Genomic DNA, 14816 nt, shown 5'->3' with positions numbered 1-14816 from the left:
GTAGGAGCGAGGCTTGCCCGCGAAGAGCCCTTCAAGACCGCCAAAAGCTTCGCGGGCAAGCCTCGCTCCTGCAGGGGTTGTGTCAGTCCTTGGGTTTGGCGTGAGCCGCAAGGCGCTCCAGCGCCGCCCGCAGGTTCGGATCTGTGATGCCGTCGGCCGTCGCCTGAATCGTCGCGCCCGCATCCATCGACAAACTGATGGTATGCCCCGCCGCGCCCTGCTGAACGGTCGGCGGCTGCACCTTGAACAGAATCCGGGTCAGGCTGGCAAACTCATCAAACAACTGTAATTGGCGCTGCAGACGCTTTTGTTGGTAACGCAGGCGGGTTGCCCAGTGACCGTCGGTGACGATCAACAACAAACTGCCTTCGCGCCACGAGGCTACATGGCAGTGCTCGCGGGCGGCGGGCTGCAACTGGCTTTCCAGCAGACGTTGTAAATGACCCAGGCGTTGAGCGTGGCCGAAGATGGCTTTCAGCGGTTTGGCTTCGCGAAGCAGAACGGCGGGTGCTCTGGCCGTAAGAGGGCGAAATGCCATGATCAGACACCTGAAGTAACAGAGCGGCCATGGTAGCAGAAAGCACTCGATGAGCCTGACCCATTGCTTTGCGAGCGCTTTACCCATTAAATCAACAAGTAACTTCTGCCGTGAATGGGTTGAAGTTCAGTAAAAAGCCCTTATTTTAAGTGAGCCCCGTAACAGCGCAGTGCATGCATCGTGGAATAACGCCACTTTCCTCACCATCGTTTCCGGGTAGAATGCTCGTTCGCATGCGGCCATGAGGGCTGCACGGGCGACTCACGGGGCCGCCCTCCATCCCTTTAGTGTGGAAGATCCTGCCGATATGTTTGCGCCTTTGTTAAAGAAACTTTTTGGAAGCAAGAACGAGCGTGAAGTCAAACGCATGCTCAAGACGGTGCAATTCGTCAATGCCTTCGAAGAGCAAATGGTAGCCCTTTCGGACGATCAATTGCGTGCCAAGACAGACGAGTTCAAGGCCCGCATCGCCAAAGGGGAAACCCTCGACAAGCTGCTGCCAGAAGCCTTTGCGGTCGCCCGCGAAGCCGGTAAGCGCGTCATGGGTATGCGTCACTTCGATGTCCAACTGATCGGCGGCATGACCTTGCATGAAGGCATGATCGCGGAAATGCGTACCGGTGAAGGCAAGACCCTGGTGGCAACACTGGGTGTTTACCTCAACGCGCTGTCCGGCAAGGGCGTGCACGTTGTAACGGTGAACGACTACCTGGCCCGTCGCGACGCCAACTGGATGCGTCCGCTCTACGAATTCCTCGGCCTGACGGTCGGCGTGGTTACGCCGTTCCAGCCGCCGGAAGAGAAACGCCTGGCTTACGCCGCCGATATCACCTACGGCACGAACAATGAGTTCGGCTTCGACTACCTGCGCGACAACATGGCGTTCAGCATGGAAGAAAAATTCCAGCGCGAACTCAATTTTGCCGTGATCGACGAAGTCGACTCCATCCTCATCGACGAAGCCCGTACTCCACTGATCATTTCCGGTCAGGCCGAGGACAGCTCCAAGCTGTACATCGAGATCAACAAACTGATCCCGCAGCTGGAATTGCACATCGAAGAAGTCGAAGGCGAAGTTACCAAGGCTGGCCACTACACCGTCGACGAGAAGACCCGCCAGGTCGAACTCAACGAAGCCGGTCACCAGTACGTCGAAGAAATGCTCACCCGTATCGGCCTGCTGGCTGAAGGCGAGAGCCTGTATTCGGCGCATAACCTGGGCCTGCTGACCCACGTTTATGCAGGTCTGCGTGCGCACAAGCTGTTCCATCGCAACATCGAATACATCGTGCAGGACGGTCAGGTTGTCCTGGTCGACGAACACACCGGTCGTACCATGCCGGGCCGTCGTTTGTCCGAAGGCCTGCACCAGGCCATCGAAGCCAAGGAAAACCTGAACATCCAGGCCGAGAACCAGACCCTCGCGACGAGTCACCCTGCAGAACTACTTCCGGCTCTACACGAAGCTGTCCGGCATGACCGGTACCGCAGACACCGAAGCGTTCGAATTCCACCAGATCTACGGTCTGTCGGTGATGGTTATCCCGCCGAACAAACCGCTGGCGCGTAAAGACTACAACGACCTGGTGTTCCTCACCGCGGACGAGAAGTACGCCGCCATCGTCGCCGACATCAAGGAATGCATGACCCAGGGCCGTCCGGTGCTGGTGGGTACTGCGACCATTGAAACGTCTGAGCACATGTCCAGCCTGCTCGTGAAAGAAGGCATCGAACACAAGGTTCTGAACGCCAAGTTCCACGAAAAGGAAGCCGAGATCATTGCCCAGGCCGGTCGTCCAGGCGCACTGACCATCGCCACCAACATGGCCGGTCGTGGTACCGACATCCTGTTGGGCGGTAACTGGGAAGTGGAAGTGGCATCCCTGGAAGACCCGACCCCTGAGCAAATCGCCCAGATCAAGGCTGACTGGCAGAAACGTCACCAGCAAGTGCTGGAGTCCGGTGGCCTGCAGGTGATCGCTTCCGAACGTCATGAATCGCGCCGTATCGACAACCAGTTGCGTGGTCGTGCCGGTCGTCAGGGTGACGCCGGTTCGAGCCGCTTCTACCTGTCGCTGGAAGACAGCCTGATGCGCATCTTCGCCTCTGACCGGGTGAAGAACTTCATGAAAGCCCTGGGCATGCAGTCCGGTGAAGCGATCGAGCACCGCATGGTGACCAACGCCATCGAGAAGGCTCAGCGCAAGGTTGAAGGCCGTAACTTCGACATTCGCAAGCAACTGCTCGAGTTCGACGACGTCAACAACGAACAGCGTAAAGTGATCTATCACATGCGTAACACGTTGCTGGCCGCCGACAACATCGGTGAAACCATCGCCGACTTCCGTCAGGACGTGCTCAACGCTACCGTCAGCGCGCACATTCCACCGCAGTCGCTGCCAGAGCAGTGGGACGTGGCCGGTCTGGAAGCGACCTTGCAGAGCGACTTCGGCGTGGCACTGCCGATCCAGCAATGGCTCGACGAAGACGATCACCTGTACGAAGAAACCCTGCGCGAGAAGCTGATGCACGAGCTGATCGCCGCGTACAACGAGAAAGAAGACCAGGCGGGCGTTGAAGCGCTGCGCAGCTTCGAGAAGCAAATCGTACTGCGCGTTCTGGACGATCTGTGGAAAGACCACCTGTCGACCATGGACCACCTGCGTCACGGCATCCACTTGCGTGGTTACGCTCAGAAGAACCCGAAGCAGGAATACAAGCGCGAGTCCTACACGCTGTTCTCCGAGCTGCTGGATTCGATCAAGCGCGACTCGATCCGTGTGCTGTCCCACGTTCAGGTTCGCCGCGAAGATCCGGAAGCAGAGGAACAACGCCTGCGTCAGGAAGCCGAGGCACTGGCCGCGCGTATGCAGTTCCTGCATGACGAAGCGCCAGGTCTTGAACAACCGGAACTGCTCGGTGAAGAGGTCGACGTAGCCTTGGCTGTCGCACCGGTTCGCAACGAACAGAAGCTGGGCCGTAACGAACTGTGCTACTGCGGTTCGGGCAAGAAATTCAAGCATTGCCACGGGCAGATCCAGTAAAACCCGTTTCAAACGCTGAAATACCCGCGCCGCGACCGGCATCAGCCGTCGCGGCGTTTTGCCATTTAAACCCACCGTCTTCCTGATGACGGTGCTGACATCATTTTTAAAGGAGCGCATTCATGGCTGTTGGTCTTGGTCCTTTGCCAACGTTGCACCCGGTTGCCGGTTTTGAACTCGGTATCGCCTCGGCCGGCATCAAGCGCCCAGGGCGCAAGGATGTCGTGGTCATGCGCTGTGCCGAAGGTTCCACGGTCGCGGGCGTGTTCACCCTGAACGCTTTCTGCGCAGCTCCCGTGATTCTGGCCAAGCAACGTGTGCAAGGGCCGGTGCGTTACCTGCTGACCAACACTGGCAATGCCAACGCCGGCACTGGCGAACCTGGCCTGGCGGCTGCCGAGCGCACCTGCGCCAAACTGGCTGAACTGACTGGCGTCGATGCCAGCCTGGTGCTGCCGTACTCCACCGGTGTAATCGGCGAGCCGCTGCCGGTCGAGAAAATCGAGGGCGCGTTGCAAGCCGCCCTCGACGACCTGTCGGTAAACAACTGGGAAGCTGCCGCCACCGGCATCATGACCACCGACACCTTGCCAAAGGTGCCAGCCGCCAGTTCCAGCATGACGGCGTGACCATTACCGTCACCGGTATCAGCAAAGGCGCGGGCATGATTCGTCCGAACATGGCGACCATGCTCGGCTACATCGCGACCGACGCCAAAGTCTCCCGCGAGGTGCTGCAAAACCTGTTGCTGGACGGCGCCAACAAGTCGTTCAACCGCATCACCATCGACGGCGACACCTCGACCAACGACTGCTGCATGCTGATCGCCACCGGTCAGGCCGCGTTGCCGGAAATCACCAGCGCCAGCGGTGAACTGTTCGCCAAGCTCAAGCAAGCCGTGTTCGAAGTCTGCATGGATGTGGCCCAGGCCATCGTGCGTGACGGCGAAGGTGCCACCAAGTTCGTGACCGTTGAAGTCAACGGCGGTGGCAATCACCAGGAATGCCTGGACGTCGGTTACACCGTGGCCCACTCGCCGCTGATCAAGACCGCGCTGTTCGCCTCCGATCCGAACTGGGGCCGTATCCTGGCCGCCGTCGGCCGTGCCGGCGTGCCGAACCTGGACGTGAGCAAGATCGACGTGTTCCTGGGTGATGTGTGCATCGCCAGCCGTGGCGCTCGCGCATCGACCTACACCGAAGCCCAGGGCTCGGCGGTGATGCAGCAGGAAGAAATCACTATCCGTATCGAACTGGGCCGCGGCGATTGCAGCGAAACCATCTGGACCACCGACCTGTCCCACGAATACGTGAAGATCAACGCCGAGTACCGTACGTAAGACCGAGTCGCTCCATTCGCGAGCAGGCTCGCTCCCACATTGGATTTGTGTACACCGCAATACCCTGTAGGAGCGAGGCTTGCCCGCGAAGACGGACTACCAGACGCTAGAGATTCTGGCCTGAATTCCCCATCAAAAGGTCCCGAACATGAGCCTGCACCTGATCATCGGCGACAAACTGCTTTCCTCCTGGTCCCTGCGCGGTGCACTGGCCCTCGATCTGGCCGGTGCTCCCTACACCGAAGAACTGATCAAGCTCGGCCAGCCGGACACCCGTGAACGCCTGCTCAAGCATTCGCCGACCGGCAAAGTCCCGCTGCTGAAAACCGAACACGGCGTTATCGCCGATTCGCTGGCGATTGCCGAATACCTGGCTGAACAGTTTCCCGATGCCGGTCTCTGGCCCAAAGACACCGCCGCCCGTGCCCAGGCACGTTCGGCTTGCGCGCAGATGCACAGCGGTTTCTTTGGCTTGCGCAGCAACATGTCGTTTGACCTGAGCCGTGACGAAGCGCTGGCCTCGACCCCGGCGGATGCTCAGGCAGACATCGAGCGGATGCTGGCGTTGTGGGCTGAATGCCGCGCGGTTGCCACCGAAACCGGTCCGTTCCTGTTCGGCGGTGCAACCCTGGCCGATGCATTCTTCGCACCGATTGCCGTGCGTCTGCGCACTTATCAGGTGAAGCTGCCTGCTGTGGATGAAGCCTATGTCGAAACCATTTACCAATGGCCAGCCTTCAAGGCTTGGCAGAAGGACGCTCTGGAGGAGGTAACGCAGTGAAACGAGTACACGTCGCCGCCGCTGTTATCCGTGACAGCGCTGGCAAGATCCTCATCGCCCGCCGTGCCGATACCCAGCATCAGGGCGGTTTGTGGGAGTTTCCCGGTGGCAAGGTCGAGGCCGACGAGTCGGTCGAAACCGCTTTGGCACGCGAACTTCAGGAAGAGTTGGGGATTGTCGTCGGTGCAGCGCGACCGCTGATCAAGGTTCAACACGATTACCCGGACAAGCAGGTGTTGCTGGACGTCTGGGAAGTCTCGGCATTTACCGGCGAGCCTCACGGTGCTGAAGGCCAGCCGTTGGAGTGGGTTGCGCCCCGTGATCTGCTGAATTACGAGTTCCCGGCGGCCAACCAGCCGATCGTTGCGGCCGCACGGCTGCCGGCGGAGTACCTGATTACCCCGGAAGATCTGGAAACCCCGGCCTTGCTGCGCGGTATCCAGAAAGCCATTGCCGGTGGCATCAAGTTGATTGTGTTGCGGGCACCGAACGGCTACGACCCTAAATACCGCGATCTGGCGGTGGATGCGGCGGGGCTATGTGCCGGCAAGGCGCAGTTGATGATCAAGGGGCCGTTCGAGTGGCTGGGGGACTTCCCGTCCGCCGGTTGGCACATCACCGCTGCGCAGTTGCGCAAGTATGCAGAGAAGGGCCGACCGCTGCCGGCGTCGCGCTGGTTGGCGGCATCCTGCCATAACGCGGAAGAACTGGCGTTGGCCGAGCAGATGGGCGTCGACTTCGTGACTCTGTCGCCGGTGCAGCCGACCCAGACGCACCCGGATGCTCAGCCGTTGGGCTGGGAACAGGCGAAGGCCCTGATCGAAGGCTTCAGCAAACCGGTGTTCTTGTTGGGTGGTGTTGGCCCGGCGGAACGCGAGAAGGCTTGGGAGGCTGGGGCGCAGGGTGTGGCGGGGATTCGGGCGTTCTGGCCTGAGGCTTGATTCTGCGGTGATGCCGCTGGCCTCTTCGCGGGCAAGCCTCGCTCCTACATTGGAATGCGTACCCCTGTAGGAGCGAGGCTTGCCCGCGAAGGCGTCCTGAAAGGCGCCGACTAAACCTGAGGTTTGGCCGCTGGCTGCCACAAAATCTCGGCAATCCCCTGACGCTTGGCAATCAACCTTGCCACCACAAACAGCAAATCCGACAGCCGATTGATATACGCCAGGCCAACCCCGGCCAGCGGTTCAACGGCATTCAAATGCTGACAGCGCCGTTCCGCACTGCGGGCCAGGCTGCGACAGACGTGGGCCTGGGCAATCAACGCTGAACCGCCCGGCAGAATGAAATTCTCCAGCGGGCCCAACTCTTCATTCCAGACATCAATGGCTGCTTCCAGCCGCTCAATTTCCGCTGCGTTCAGCGCCTGATACACCGGCATCGCCAGTTCACCACCAAGGTCGAACAACCGATGCTGACACGGCGCCAATACCTCGATCACTTCAGTCAAACCCGGATACGCATCACTTTCCGCCGCCAACCCGGCCAACAACACGCCGACCTGACTGTTCAGCGTATCGACTTCCCCAATCGCCTCGATCCGCGGATGATCCTTGGGCACGCGGCGGCCATCGCCCAGGCCGGTTTCGCCTTTGTCGCCGGTGCGGGTGTAAATCTTCGACAAGCGAAAGCCCATGGTTACCTCGGTAGCTGATTGAGTTCTTGAGAGACGAGCGGGGTGCCCGCCAATGGCAGGCGCAAGGTAAAGCAGGTGCCTTGGCCGAGGGTCGACTGCACTTCCATCTGACCCTTGTGGTTGTTGGTGATGATGAAATACGACACCGACAGCCCAAGGCCGGTGCCCTGGCCGATTTCCTTGGTGGTGAAGAATGGTTCGAAGGTGCGTTTGCGCACGTTCTCGCTCATGCCGATGCCGTTGTCCTCGACCTGGATTTCGGCCCACGGCGGATTGAGCTTGGTGCGCAGGATTATCCGCCCCGGTTCGCTGTCATCTTCACGTTGATGAATGGCCTGGGCGGCGTTTTTCAGCAGGTTGAGCAGCACCTGTTCCAGTTCGTTGGCGGTGCCGGGCACCGGGCCCAGCGCCGGGTCGAACTGACGAATGATTGCCTGGCCCTTGAAGTCGAAGCCGATGGCCAGGTCAAAGTCATTGCCGGCGATGTCCACCGCTTGATCGATCAGCGCCGGCAGGTCGCACGGGGCCATTTGTCGGGTGCTGCGACGGCTGAAGCTGAGCATGTGCGTGACGATCTTCGCGGCCCGTGCGCCGGCCTGTTGAATGCCGTCGAGCAACTGTGGCACTTCCCGGCCTTGCAGGTAACGGTTGACCACGTCCAGCTCGATCCCCAGTTGCTCGGCGGTTTCGAGGTTTTTCGGCAGTTCGGTAGACAAGCGTCGGCGGATGTTCTGCACGTTGTGCAGGATCGCGCCCAGCGGGTTGTTGATTTCGTGGGCCATACCGGCCGCGAGGCCACCGACCGAGAGCATTTTTTCCGACTGCACCATCATTTCTTCCAGGGACAAACGCTGGGTGATGTCATCGATCCGGATCACCACGCCGCGCCCGGCACCCCCATCAGCGGGTAGAAGGTCAGGGCGTAGTGCTTGGGTTCGTCGTCCTTGAACCAGGTCACCCGCTCGATCTTGGCCACGGTGTGCTGCTCGACGGTTTGCTTGAGTTGCGGCAGAAACGGCTTGAGCGGTTCGAACGCCAGGAAGATCGGCTGGTTCAGCGCTTCATCCAGCCGCGTACCGGACAGGGCGCTGGCCTCCTGATTCCATTGCGTGACGTAGAGCTGTTCGTCGAGGGCGATCAGCGCCGACGGCATGGAGTCGATGATGCTGTTGAGGTAGTTCTGGAAACCGGTGAGCTTCTTCTCGATCTTGCTCCGGACCTGGACTTCCAGTTCCAGCTTGCGGTTGGTGTGGCGGGTTTCTTCCGCGAGGCCCTGGGCCTGATCGTAAGCGGCCTGGGAGTCGTCCCGGGCGCGTTTGAGCTGCTGCTCCCGGGCTTCAATGCGCGAAAGCATGGTGTTGAACGCCTCGGCGAGGCTGCCGATTTCATCGTGGTTGCCCCGGGAGGCGCGCAAGGCGTAGTTCTCTTCGCGGGTGACCTGCCGGGACAGCTCTTCGAGTTCATGGATCGGCCGGGTAATCAGGCGTTTGATCTGCCGGGCGATCACCAGCCACAGCAGTACGCTGAAGATCAGAATCCCCAGGCTCGCGGTCAGGGTGCCGGTGTAGAACGCCATCGGCAGTTCGCTGCTGGCTACCAGTAGCAGGTGGCCAGGATCGGTGCCGGGGCGGGGCAGGGTGATGATTTGATTGCTGCGAAACTCCGTGGCTTGCCAGGCTTCGATGTGCTTGTAGCGCTCGGGCAGCTTGAGCTTGTCGCCATGCTGCAACTGGGCCAGGCGTTCGCCGTTGCCGTCGTAGAGCGCCGCGGCACGCAACGGTGAATAGCTGTTGAGTTCGTTGAGCAGGCGATCGGCGCTTTGTGGCGACTTCAATGCGTCGGACACCAGGCTCGGGTTGGAGATCAGTCTGCCGATGGTCTGCAAGGCCTGGGGCGCCATGCTTTCCTGGGAAATGTAATACGCGGCGCTGATAAAGGTCAGGTTGGCGACCAGCAGGACGGTGATCAACAGCACCAGCAGGGCGGCCAGCAGTTTCTGGCCGACGGGAAGGTTTTCGAGGCGCTGGCGCAGTGGCATCAGGTTCATCGCTGAAAAGGAACAAGTGGCCAGCGTAGCCGCTGCTCAGTCGCTGGGCAATCCAAGGCTGTGCAGATGAGCGATCAACCTCGACTCAAGCTGATTGAGGTGCGGCAGGTTCAACTGGTGCCGCGCCGCGACTTTGCAGACATGACCCAATAGATAGCTGATTTCGGTCCGGCGCTGATGGGCGACATCCTGATACATCGAGGAGTAATTGGCAGCGGTGGCCTGGATCACCCGCTCGACTTCCTGTTGCAGGAGTTCGGCGGCAGCCGGTTGGCCGCAACGCTCCAGTAAGTCGGTCAGTTCTGCGCAAAGGGTGGCGACTTCGCACTGGTGCTGCTGCAAACCGCCGTTACGGCAGTCGTGCAGCACAGTCAGCGGATTGATCGCACAGTTAAGCGCAAGCTTTCGCCACAGGCGGGTCAGGATCTCGGTGCTCCACTCGTGGGGAATCCCGGCGGCGCTCAAATCATCCAGCCAGATCGGCGCTACCGGATGACCGGCATCCCCCAGCCAGGTGTAACCATGACCGGCGAACACCACGCGCCAGTCGCCATCGCGAAACGCGCCTTCGGTGCTCGACGCACTGATGCAGCGCGCCTGTGGCACCCGCGCGGCAACGGCATCCTGACTGCCGAGGCCGTTCTGTAACAGAATCAGCTCGGCGCCAGAGGCCAAGCGCGGCGCCAGTTGGGCCACGGCTTTTTCGGCGTCGTAGGCTTTGCAGGCCACCAGCAGACGGCTGATCGGCTCACCGCCGTCGGGCGTTTCGCCGGGGATGTCATAGGTTTTTGCGACACCGTGTTCCACCAGCGTCAGACCGCCGGCCGCTTGATAGGACTGCAAGCGTTGCTCGTCACGCACGATCAGCCGGACCGCAACCCCGGCCCGCGCCAGACGGGTGGCCCACAACGTGCCGAGGCTGCCGGCGCCCAGAACATACCAGGTGGTGGACATCAGCTTTTTGCTCGGTTTGAGGCAGGCATGTGAGGCTCGCAGTATCGGTGGGGAAAGACCCGTTATAATGAGCCCGATTTTAACCGCAAGCCAAGCGCGCTCCATCGCTATCGAGCGCGCCTTTTTATTGGAGAAACTACATGCCGTCGTTCGACGTGGTATCCGAACTGGACAAACACGAAGTCACCAACGCGGTCGAGAACGCCGTCAAGGAACTCGATCGTCGTTATGACCTGAAAGGCAAGGGCACCTTTGAGTTCAAGGAAAAGGACCTGGCCGTCAACCTGACCGCTGAAGCTGATTTCCAGCTCGAAGCGATGATCGAGATCCTCAAGCTGGCCCTGGTCAAGCGCAAAATCGATGTGCAGTGCCTTGAAGTCAAAGACGCCTACGCGTCGGGCAAGCTGATGAAACAGGAAGCCGTTCTCAAGGAAGGCATCGACAAAGAGCTGGCGAAGAAAATTGTCGCTCACATCAAGGACGCCAAGCTCAAGGTCCAGGCCGCCATTCAGGGCGAGCAGGTACGTATTACCGGCAAGAAGCGTGACGATTTGCAGGAAGCCATTGCGGCCCTGCGCGCCAAGACGTTCGACATGCCGCTGCAGTTCAACAACTTCCGCGACTGACCTCGCAACGTGGGAACCTGTGGGAGCGGGCTTGCTCGCGAAGGGGCCGTATCAGTCAACATCACTGTTGAATGACACACCGCGTTCGTCGGAACGCCGCCCGGAGCAAGCCCGCTTCCACCTTGATAGTGCTTAACTCGGCGGGTTTTTTCTGCCGCTTATTTTTCGCGTGCCGGATGGCCGGAAATCAGGAGAAAGTAGATGGACTTGAATACTGAAGTGGACAATCTGGTCAAGGCGTCTCAAGCCTGGATTCCGATGATCATGGAATACGGCAGCCGCGTGTTGCTGGCAGTGATTACCCTGGCCATCGGCTGGTGGCTGATCAACAAGCTCACGCAAAAACTCGGCGGTTTGCTGGCACTGCGTAACGCTGACCTGGCGTTGCAGGGCTTCATCAGCAGCCTGGCCAACATCATTCTCAAAGTACTGCTGATTGTTAGCGTCGCCTCAATGATCGGTGTTGAAACCACCTCGTTCGTGGCAGCTATCGGTGCGGCCGGCCTGGCCATCGGTCTGGCTTTGCAGGGCAGCCTGGCGAACTTCGCTGGCGGCGTATTGATTCTGTTGTTCCGTCCGTTCCGCATTGGTGACTGGATCGAGGCTCAAGGCACAGCAGGTACTGTCGACAGCATTCAGATCTTTCATACGATCCTGCGTACGGGCGACAACAAGACCGTCATCGTGCCTAACGGTGTACTGTCCAACGGCATTATCACCAATACCAACCGTCAGCCGACTCGTAAAGTCGTGTTCGATGTAGGCGTGGACTACGAAGCGGACTTGCAGAAGGCCCGTGAGGTGTTGCTGGAACTGGCTAAAGACGAGCGAATCATGACCGAGCCTGCACCGCAGGCTGTTATTTCGACCCTCGGCGACAGTTCGATTACTGTTTCGCTGCGTGTTTGGGTCAAGACCGCGGACTACTGGGATGTGATGTTCCTGTTCAACGAACAATCCCGCAATCGTTTGAAGGCCGCTGGTATTAATATTCCGTTGCCACAGCGGGTTATTCGTGTGGTTCAGGAAGCGTCGGTGGATTGAGGTTGAGATCAATTAATGCCTGACTGGCGGGTCAGGCGTTATTGAGTAGCAAGCTAATCAATTAAGCGTAAGCCGTAGACAATAAAAAGGCCCATCCGAAGATGGGCCTTTTTTATGCTGACAAACTTTAATCGATGACGATTAGAGGATGTTCAGTGGGTACTCGGTGATCAGGCGGAACTCGGAGATATCACCTTCGCCTTCAGCGGCGTTAGCAACGTGCCAAGACTGACGAATACGGAACGAAAGGTCTTTCGCCGGGCCTGTTTGAACTACGTACTTGGCTTCGACGTTGGTTTCGTGGTGTTTGCCATCTTTGCCATACAGACCAGCGTAAGAGGAACCTGCTGGAGTGTTGGTACCGTCGATGTCCCAACCTTTAACGTAACGGGTCATGAAGCTCAGACCAGGAACGCCGTACTCGGCCATTTTCAAGTCATAACGGACTTGAGCGGACTTTTCGCCAGGAGCGTTAAAGTCAGAGTACTGGATGGAGTTGGCGAGGAAGATCGAGTCGCCGCCACGGTTGTTTTTGCCCACGCCGATGTAGTCGAACGGAGTGTCACCGTTAACCTTCTGGAAAGCGAAGGTCAGGGTGTGTGCTTTCAGGAACGAGAAAGCAGCGGCCAGGGAGAAGGCGGTGTTGCTGATTTCGCCTGCTTTTGCACTGCCGGTATCGGTGGTGCGGTAGATGTTACCGTCCAGGTTAACCGACTGATCGCCACCCATCGGGATGGTGTAGTTCACGTTGGCGTAGTACTGGTTCCAGATGTCTTCCAGCTTGGCTGCATACAGCGACGCGGTCAGGTTGTCGTTGATGCCGTACTTGCCACCGAAGTAGTCGATGGAGTTGGCTTGCACGCCAGCGTAGGTAGCCCACAGATCGCCATCACGAGCGTTGCGGTCCTGGCTGGTGGCCGAGGTGAAGTGGCCGGCTTCCAGGTCAAGGTCTTTGACTTCGCTGCTCTGCAGTTGGAAACCGCTGGCAGTCTGAGGAAGTACACGGGAACCGCCAACAGCAAACACCGGAGCGGTGGATGGCTGCATGTCGCCGACTTTCAGCTCGGTTTTGGAAATGCGGAATTTAACAGCAGCGCCGGCTTTGCCTTGGCTGTCGTTGTTTTCGCCATTTGCGCTAGTGCTCAGGTTGCCCGAACCGGAGTACTTGTCGGAGCCGTCAAGTTTGACAGCCAGATAACCGAAAGCATCGATACCGACACCAACAGTGCCCTGGGTGTAACCCGAGCTGAAGTTGCCGAGGAAGCCTTGGGTCCAGTCTTTGTCGTCGACTGCGCCATTGGTCTTGTTACGGTTGTAGTAGTAGTTGCGAAGCAGCAGCTTAGCTGTGCTGTCTTCTACAAAGCCTTTGGCTTCGGACTGGTCGCTTACGAAAGGTGCGGCCGTTGCCAATTGAGTACTGGCTGCTGCTGCAACTGCCAGTGCGATCATGCTCCACTTCATCACGCGCATCGTGATTTGCTCCTTTGGTTTTAGAAGAGTACTGCCGTCCCACCTGTTTTATTATCTGGGCGGCTCTTTCTTTTGTGTCGGCGCAAACTTATATCACGCCGACAATGTTGGCGATACTTGCGTATCTAACCTTTCAGCTTCTTTACGACCCTGTCGCAAACGGCTTGGTAGATGTCGCAAATTCACTGCCCCGACGCAACCGGATTGACAACTTTAGCGTTGTTTTTCTGGGTTTGAGCATCGGTAAAAAGAGTCCCTGGTGAAACGTTTGAATCTCCATCGGGCAACCCTGCCACTGTTTTTATTTGCCTTAAGGTTCCCACTTCCAGCGGGGCGCTTATAGGCGATATGGGTGTGAATGCAACAAGCGTGCTCAAATCAGCAATCCGCACCTGTTTTTTTCTGTAGGCCTGCTTGCTGCTGTAAAAACCTCATAAAACCGGGGGGTTCAAGTCCGTTTTGTTTGCACTTGACGCCATGGTTTGCATGGTGTTGCCACATCGTGCTCGTCGAGCGACCACAAAAAACGTTACCGGTTCACACCAAAAGTGAGTAATTGGCGCAACCTGACGCACTCAGCGTAGACGCGCTGTGCGGTTTTGGTGCAAAAAATTTTAATCGCTGTACCGAATTCACACAGTGCGCACGTTTAGGGCATGAAAACGTACGGTTATCAGTGGGTCATTCCAGCGTTTTTTTTGTGGGTATCGGTTCTGTAATGGTGCGCTCCAGTGAAAAATGTCTCATGTCGGGGCGCTCGTCCCGCGTTGCTGAATGGACCGGTCTGGCTATGAGTACGGTTCGTCGTGAAGCCCGGGGCATTCGCAGGTATGCTGCCGTCCTGTCGCTTGGCGCGCAGCCTCAGATGAGGGGCGCTAAGCTGAAAATGATGAAACCGGCGGGAGTGCGCACAGTGTTCGCTTTAGATCCACGACTTCAACAAGACACCTTACCGATCGGGGATTTCCCACTCTGCCGGTTGCTCTTGTCCAACGATTCGAACTACCCCTGGTTCATCCTGGTGCCACGCCGCGAGGATATCAGCGAGTTGTTTCAGTTAGATGTCGCAGATCAACAGCAGCTCTGGCAGGAAACCACCGCCCTGGCAGAGATGCTCAAGGACTCGTTCGACGCCGACAAGCTGAACGTTGCCGCGCTGGGTAACGTTGTCAGTCAGCTGCATATGCATGTGATCGTGCGTAAGCGTGAAGACGCGGCGTGGCCAGCCCCGGTCTGGGGCAAGCACCCGGCCAAGCCCTACAGTGACGAACAGGTCGCGGTCATTCGCGAACGACTGCGTCTGGTCTTGACCGACAAATTCACGTTTCTGGAGGGCTGAC

At 58.6% G+C, this 14816-nt stretch carries 9 protein-coding genes and 3 pseudogenes; 7 read left to right on the top strand and 5 right to left on the bottom strand.

Annotated elements, in window-relative coordinates; translation table 11 throughout:
• Positions 1-82: 82 nt before the first annotated feature.
• On the bottom strand, positions 83-538 hold the full coding sequence (locus tag RHM58_RS01190; RefSeq protein WP_201206191.1) for a DUF721 domain-containing protein: 456 nt from the start codon (positions 536-538) through the stop codon (positions 83-85).
• 307 nt (positions 539-845) lie between these two features.
• Between RHM58_RS01190 and secA the strand changes: the two are divergent.
• The 4 genes and pseudogenes from secA to RHM58_RS01170 all read left to right on the top strand — a co-directional run bounded on the left by secA (position 846) and on the right by RHM58_RS01170 (position 6643).
• Positions 846-3582: pseudogene (secA, locus tag RHM58_RS01185) on the top strand (preprotein translocase subunit SecA).
• 122 nt (positions 3583-3704) lie between these two features.
• Positions 3705-4921 (top strand): annotated as a pseudogene (argJ, locus tag RHM58_RS01180) (bifunctional glutamate N-acetyltransferase/amino-acid acetyltransferase ArgJ).
• 148 nt (positions 4922-5069) lie between these two features.
• Positions 5070-5702 (top strand): glutathione S-transferase family protein, encoded by a 633-nt coding sequence (locus RHM58_RS01175; protein ID WP_201206185.1) that lies wholly within the window; start codon positions 5070-5072, stop codon positions 5700-5702.
• Positions 5699-6643 (top strand): Nudix family hydrolase, encoded by a 945-nt coding sequence (locus RHM58_RS01170; protein ID WP_322269461.1) that lies wholly within the window; start codon positions 5699-5701, stop codon positions 6641-6643. The genes RHM58_RS01175 and RHM58_RS01170 overlap by 4 nt, the downstream gene beginning before the upstream one ends.
• Before the next feature lie 110 nt (positions 6644-6753).
• Here RHM58_RS01170 and RHM58_RS01165 read toward each other — a convergent pair whose 3' ends face one another.
• From RHM58_RS01165 to RHM58_RS01155, 3 genes and pseudogenes are all read right to left on the bottom strand, one after another.
• Positions 6754-7335 (bottom strand): cob(I)yrinic acid a,c-diamide adenosyltransferase, encoded by a 582-nt coding sequence (locus tag RHM58_RS01165; protein ID WP_322269460.1) that lies wholly within the window; start codon positions 7333-7335, stop codon positions 6754-6756.
• Between the two features lie 2 nt (positions 7336-7337).
• Positions 7338-9373 (bottom strand): annotated as a pseudogene (locus tag RHM58_RS01160) (sensor histidine kinase).
• Between the two features lie 45 nt (positions 9374-9418).
• Positions 9419-10336: a putative 2-dehydropantoate 2-reductase gene (locus RHM58_RS01155; protein ID WP_322269459.1), complete on the bottom strand. Its 918-nt coding sequence runs from the start codon at positions 10334-10336 to the stop codon at positions 9419-9421.
• 140 nt (positions 10337-10476) lie between these two features.
• Here RHM58_RS01155 and RHM58_RS01150 point away from each other — a divergent pair, with 140 nt between their 5' ends.
• Positions 10477-10962, top strand: a complete 486-nt coding sequence (locus RHM58_RS01150) for a YajQ family cyclic di-GMP-binding protein (protein WP_201206175.1) — start codon at positions 10477-10479, stop codon at positions 10960-10962.
• Positions 10963-11163: 201 nt separating this feature from the next.
• Positions 11164-12006: a mechanosensitive ion channel family protein gene (locus tag RHM58_RS01145; RefSeq protein ID WP_322269457.1), complete on the top strand. Its 843-nt coding sequence runs from the start codon at positions 11164-11166 to the stop codon at positions 12004-12006.
• A gap of 141 nt (positions 12007-12147) precedes the next feature.
• On the opposite strand, the gene RHM58_RS01140 is transcribed toward RHM58_RS01145, so the two are convergent.
• Entirely contained in the window at positions 12148-13476 is a 1329-nt protein-coding gene (locus tag RHM58_RS01140; RefSeq protein ID WP_322269456.1) for an OprD family porin, read from the bottom strand.
• 913 nt (positions 13477-14389) lie between these two features.
• On the opposite strand from RHM58_RS01140, the gene RHM58_RS01135 reads away from it, so the two are divergent.
• A complete protein-coding gene (locus tag RHM58_RS01135; RefSeq protein ID WP_201194079.1) occupies positions 14390-14815 on the top strand; it encodes an HIT family protein in 426 nt (141 codons plus the stop codon).
• The last annotated feature ends 1 nt before the right edge of the window (position 14816 follow it).

Source organism: Pseudomonas sp. 10S4 (assembly GCF_034344865.1).
Taxonomy (GTDB): domain Bacteria; phylum Pseudomonadota; class Gammaproteobacteria; order Pseudomonadales; family Pseudomonadaceae; genus Aquipseudomonas.
The sequence above is the reverse complement of the archived record's forward strand: the minus strand, read 5'-3'. Positions and strand labels throughout refer to the sequence as shown.

Bases quoted from the DNA above. Each gene is read 5' to 3' on its own strand.
- RHM58_RS01145 (WP_322269457.1), top strand. From the start codon at position 11,164: ATGGACTTGAATACTGAAGTGGACAATCTGGTCAAGGCGTCTCAAGCC.
- RHM58_RS01190 (WP_201206191.1), bottom strand. From the start codon at position 538: ATGGCATTTCGCCCTCTTACGGCCAGAGCACCCGCCGTTCTGCTTCGC.
- RHM58_RS01150 (WP_201206175.1), top strand. From the start codon at position 10,477: ATGCCGTCGTTCGACGTGGTATCCGAACTGGACAAACACGAAGTCACC.
- RHM58_RS01165 (WP_322269460.1), bottom strand. From the start codon at position 7,335: ATGGGCTTTCGCTTGTCGAAGATTTACACCCGCACCGGCGACAAAGGC.
- RHM58_RS01155 (WP_322269459.1), bottom strand. From the start codon at position 10,336: ATGTCCACCACCTGGTATGTTCTGGGCGCCGGCAGCCTCGGCACGTTG.
- RHM58_RS01140 (WP_322269456.1), bottom strand. From the start codon at position 13,476: ATGCGCGTGATGAAGTGGAGCATGATCGCACTGGCAGTTGCAGCAGCA.
- RHM58_RS01175 (WP_201206185.1), top strand. From the start codon at position 5,070: ATGAGCCTGCACCTGATCATCGGCGACAAACTGCTTTCCTCCTGGTCC.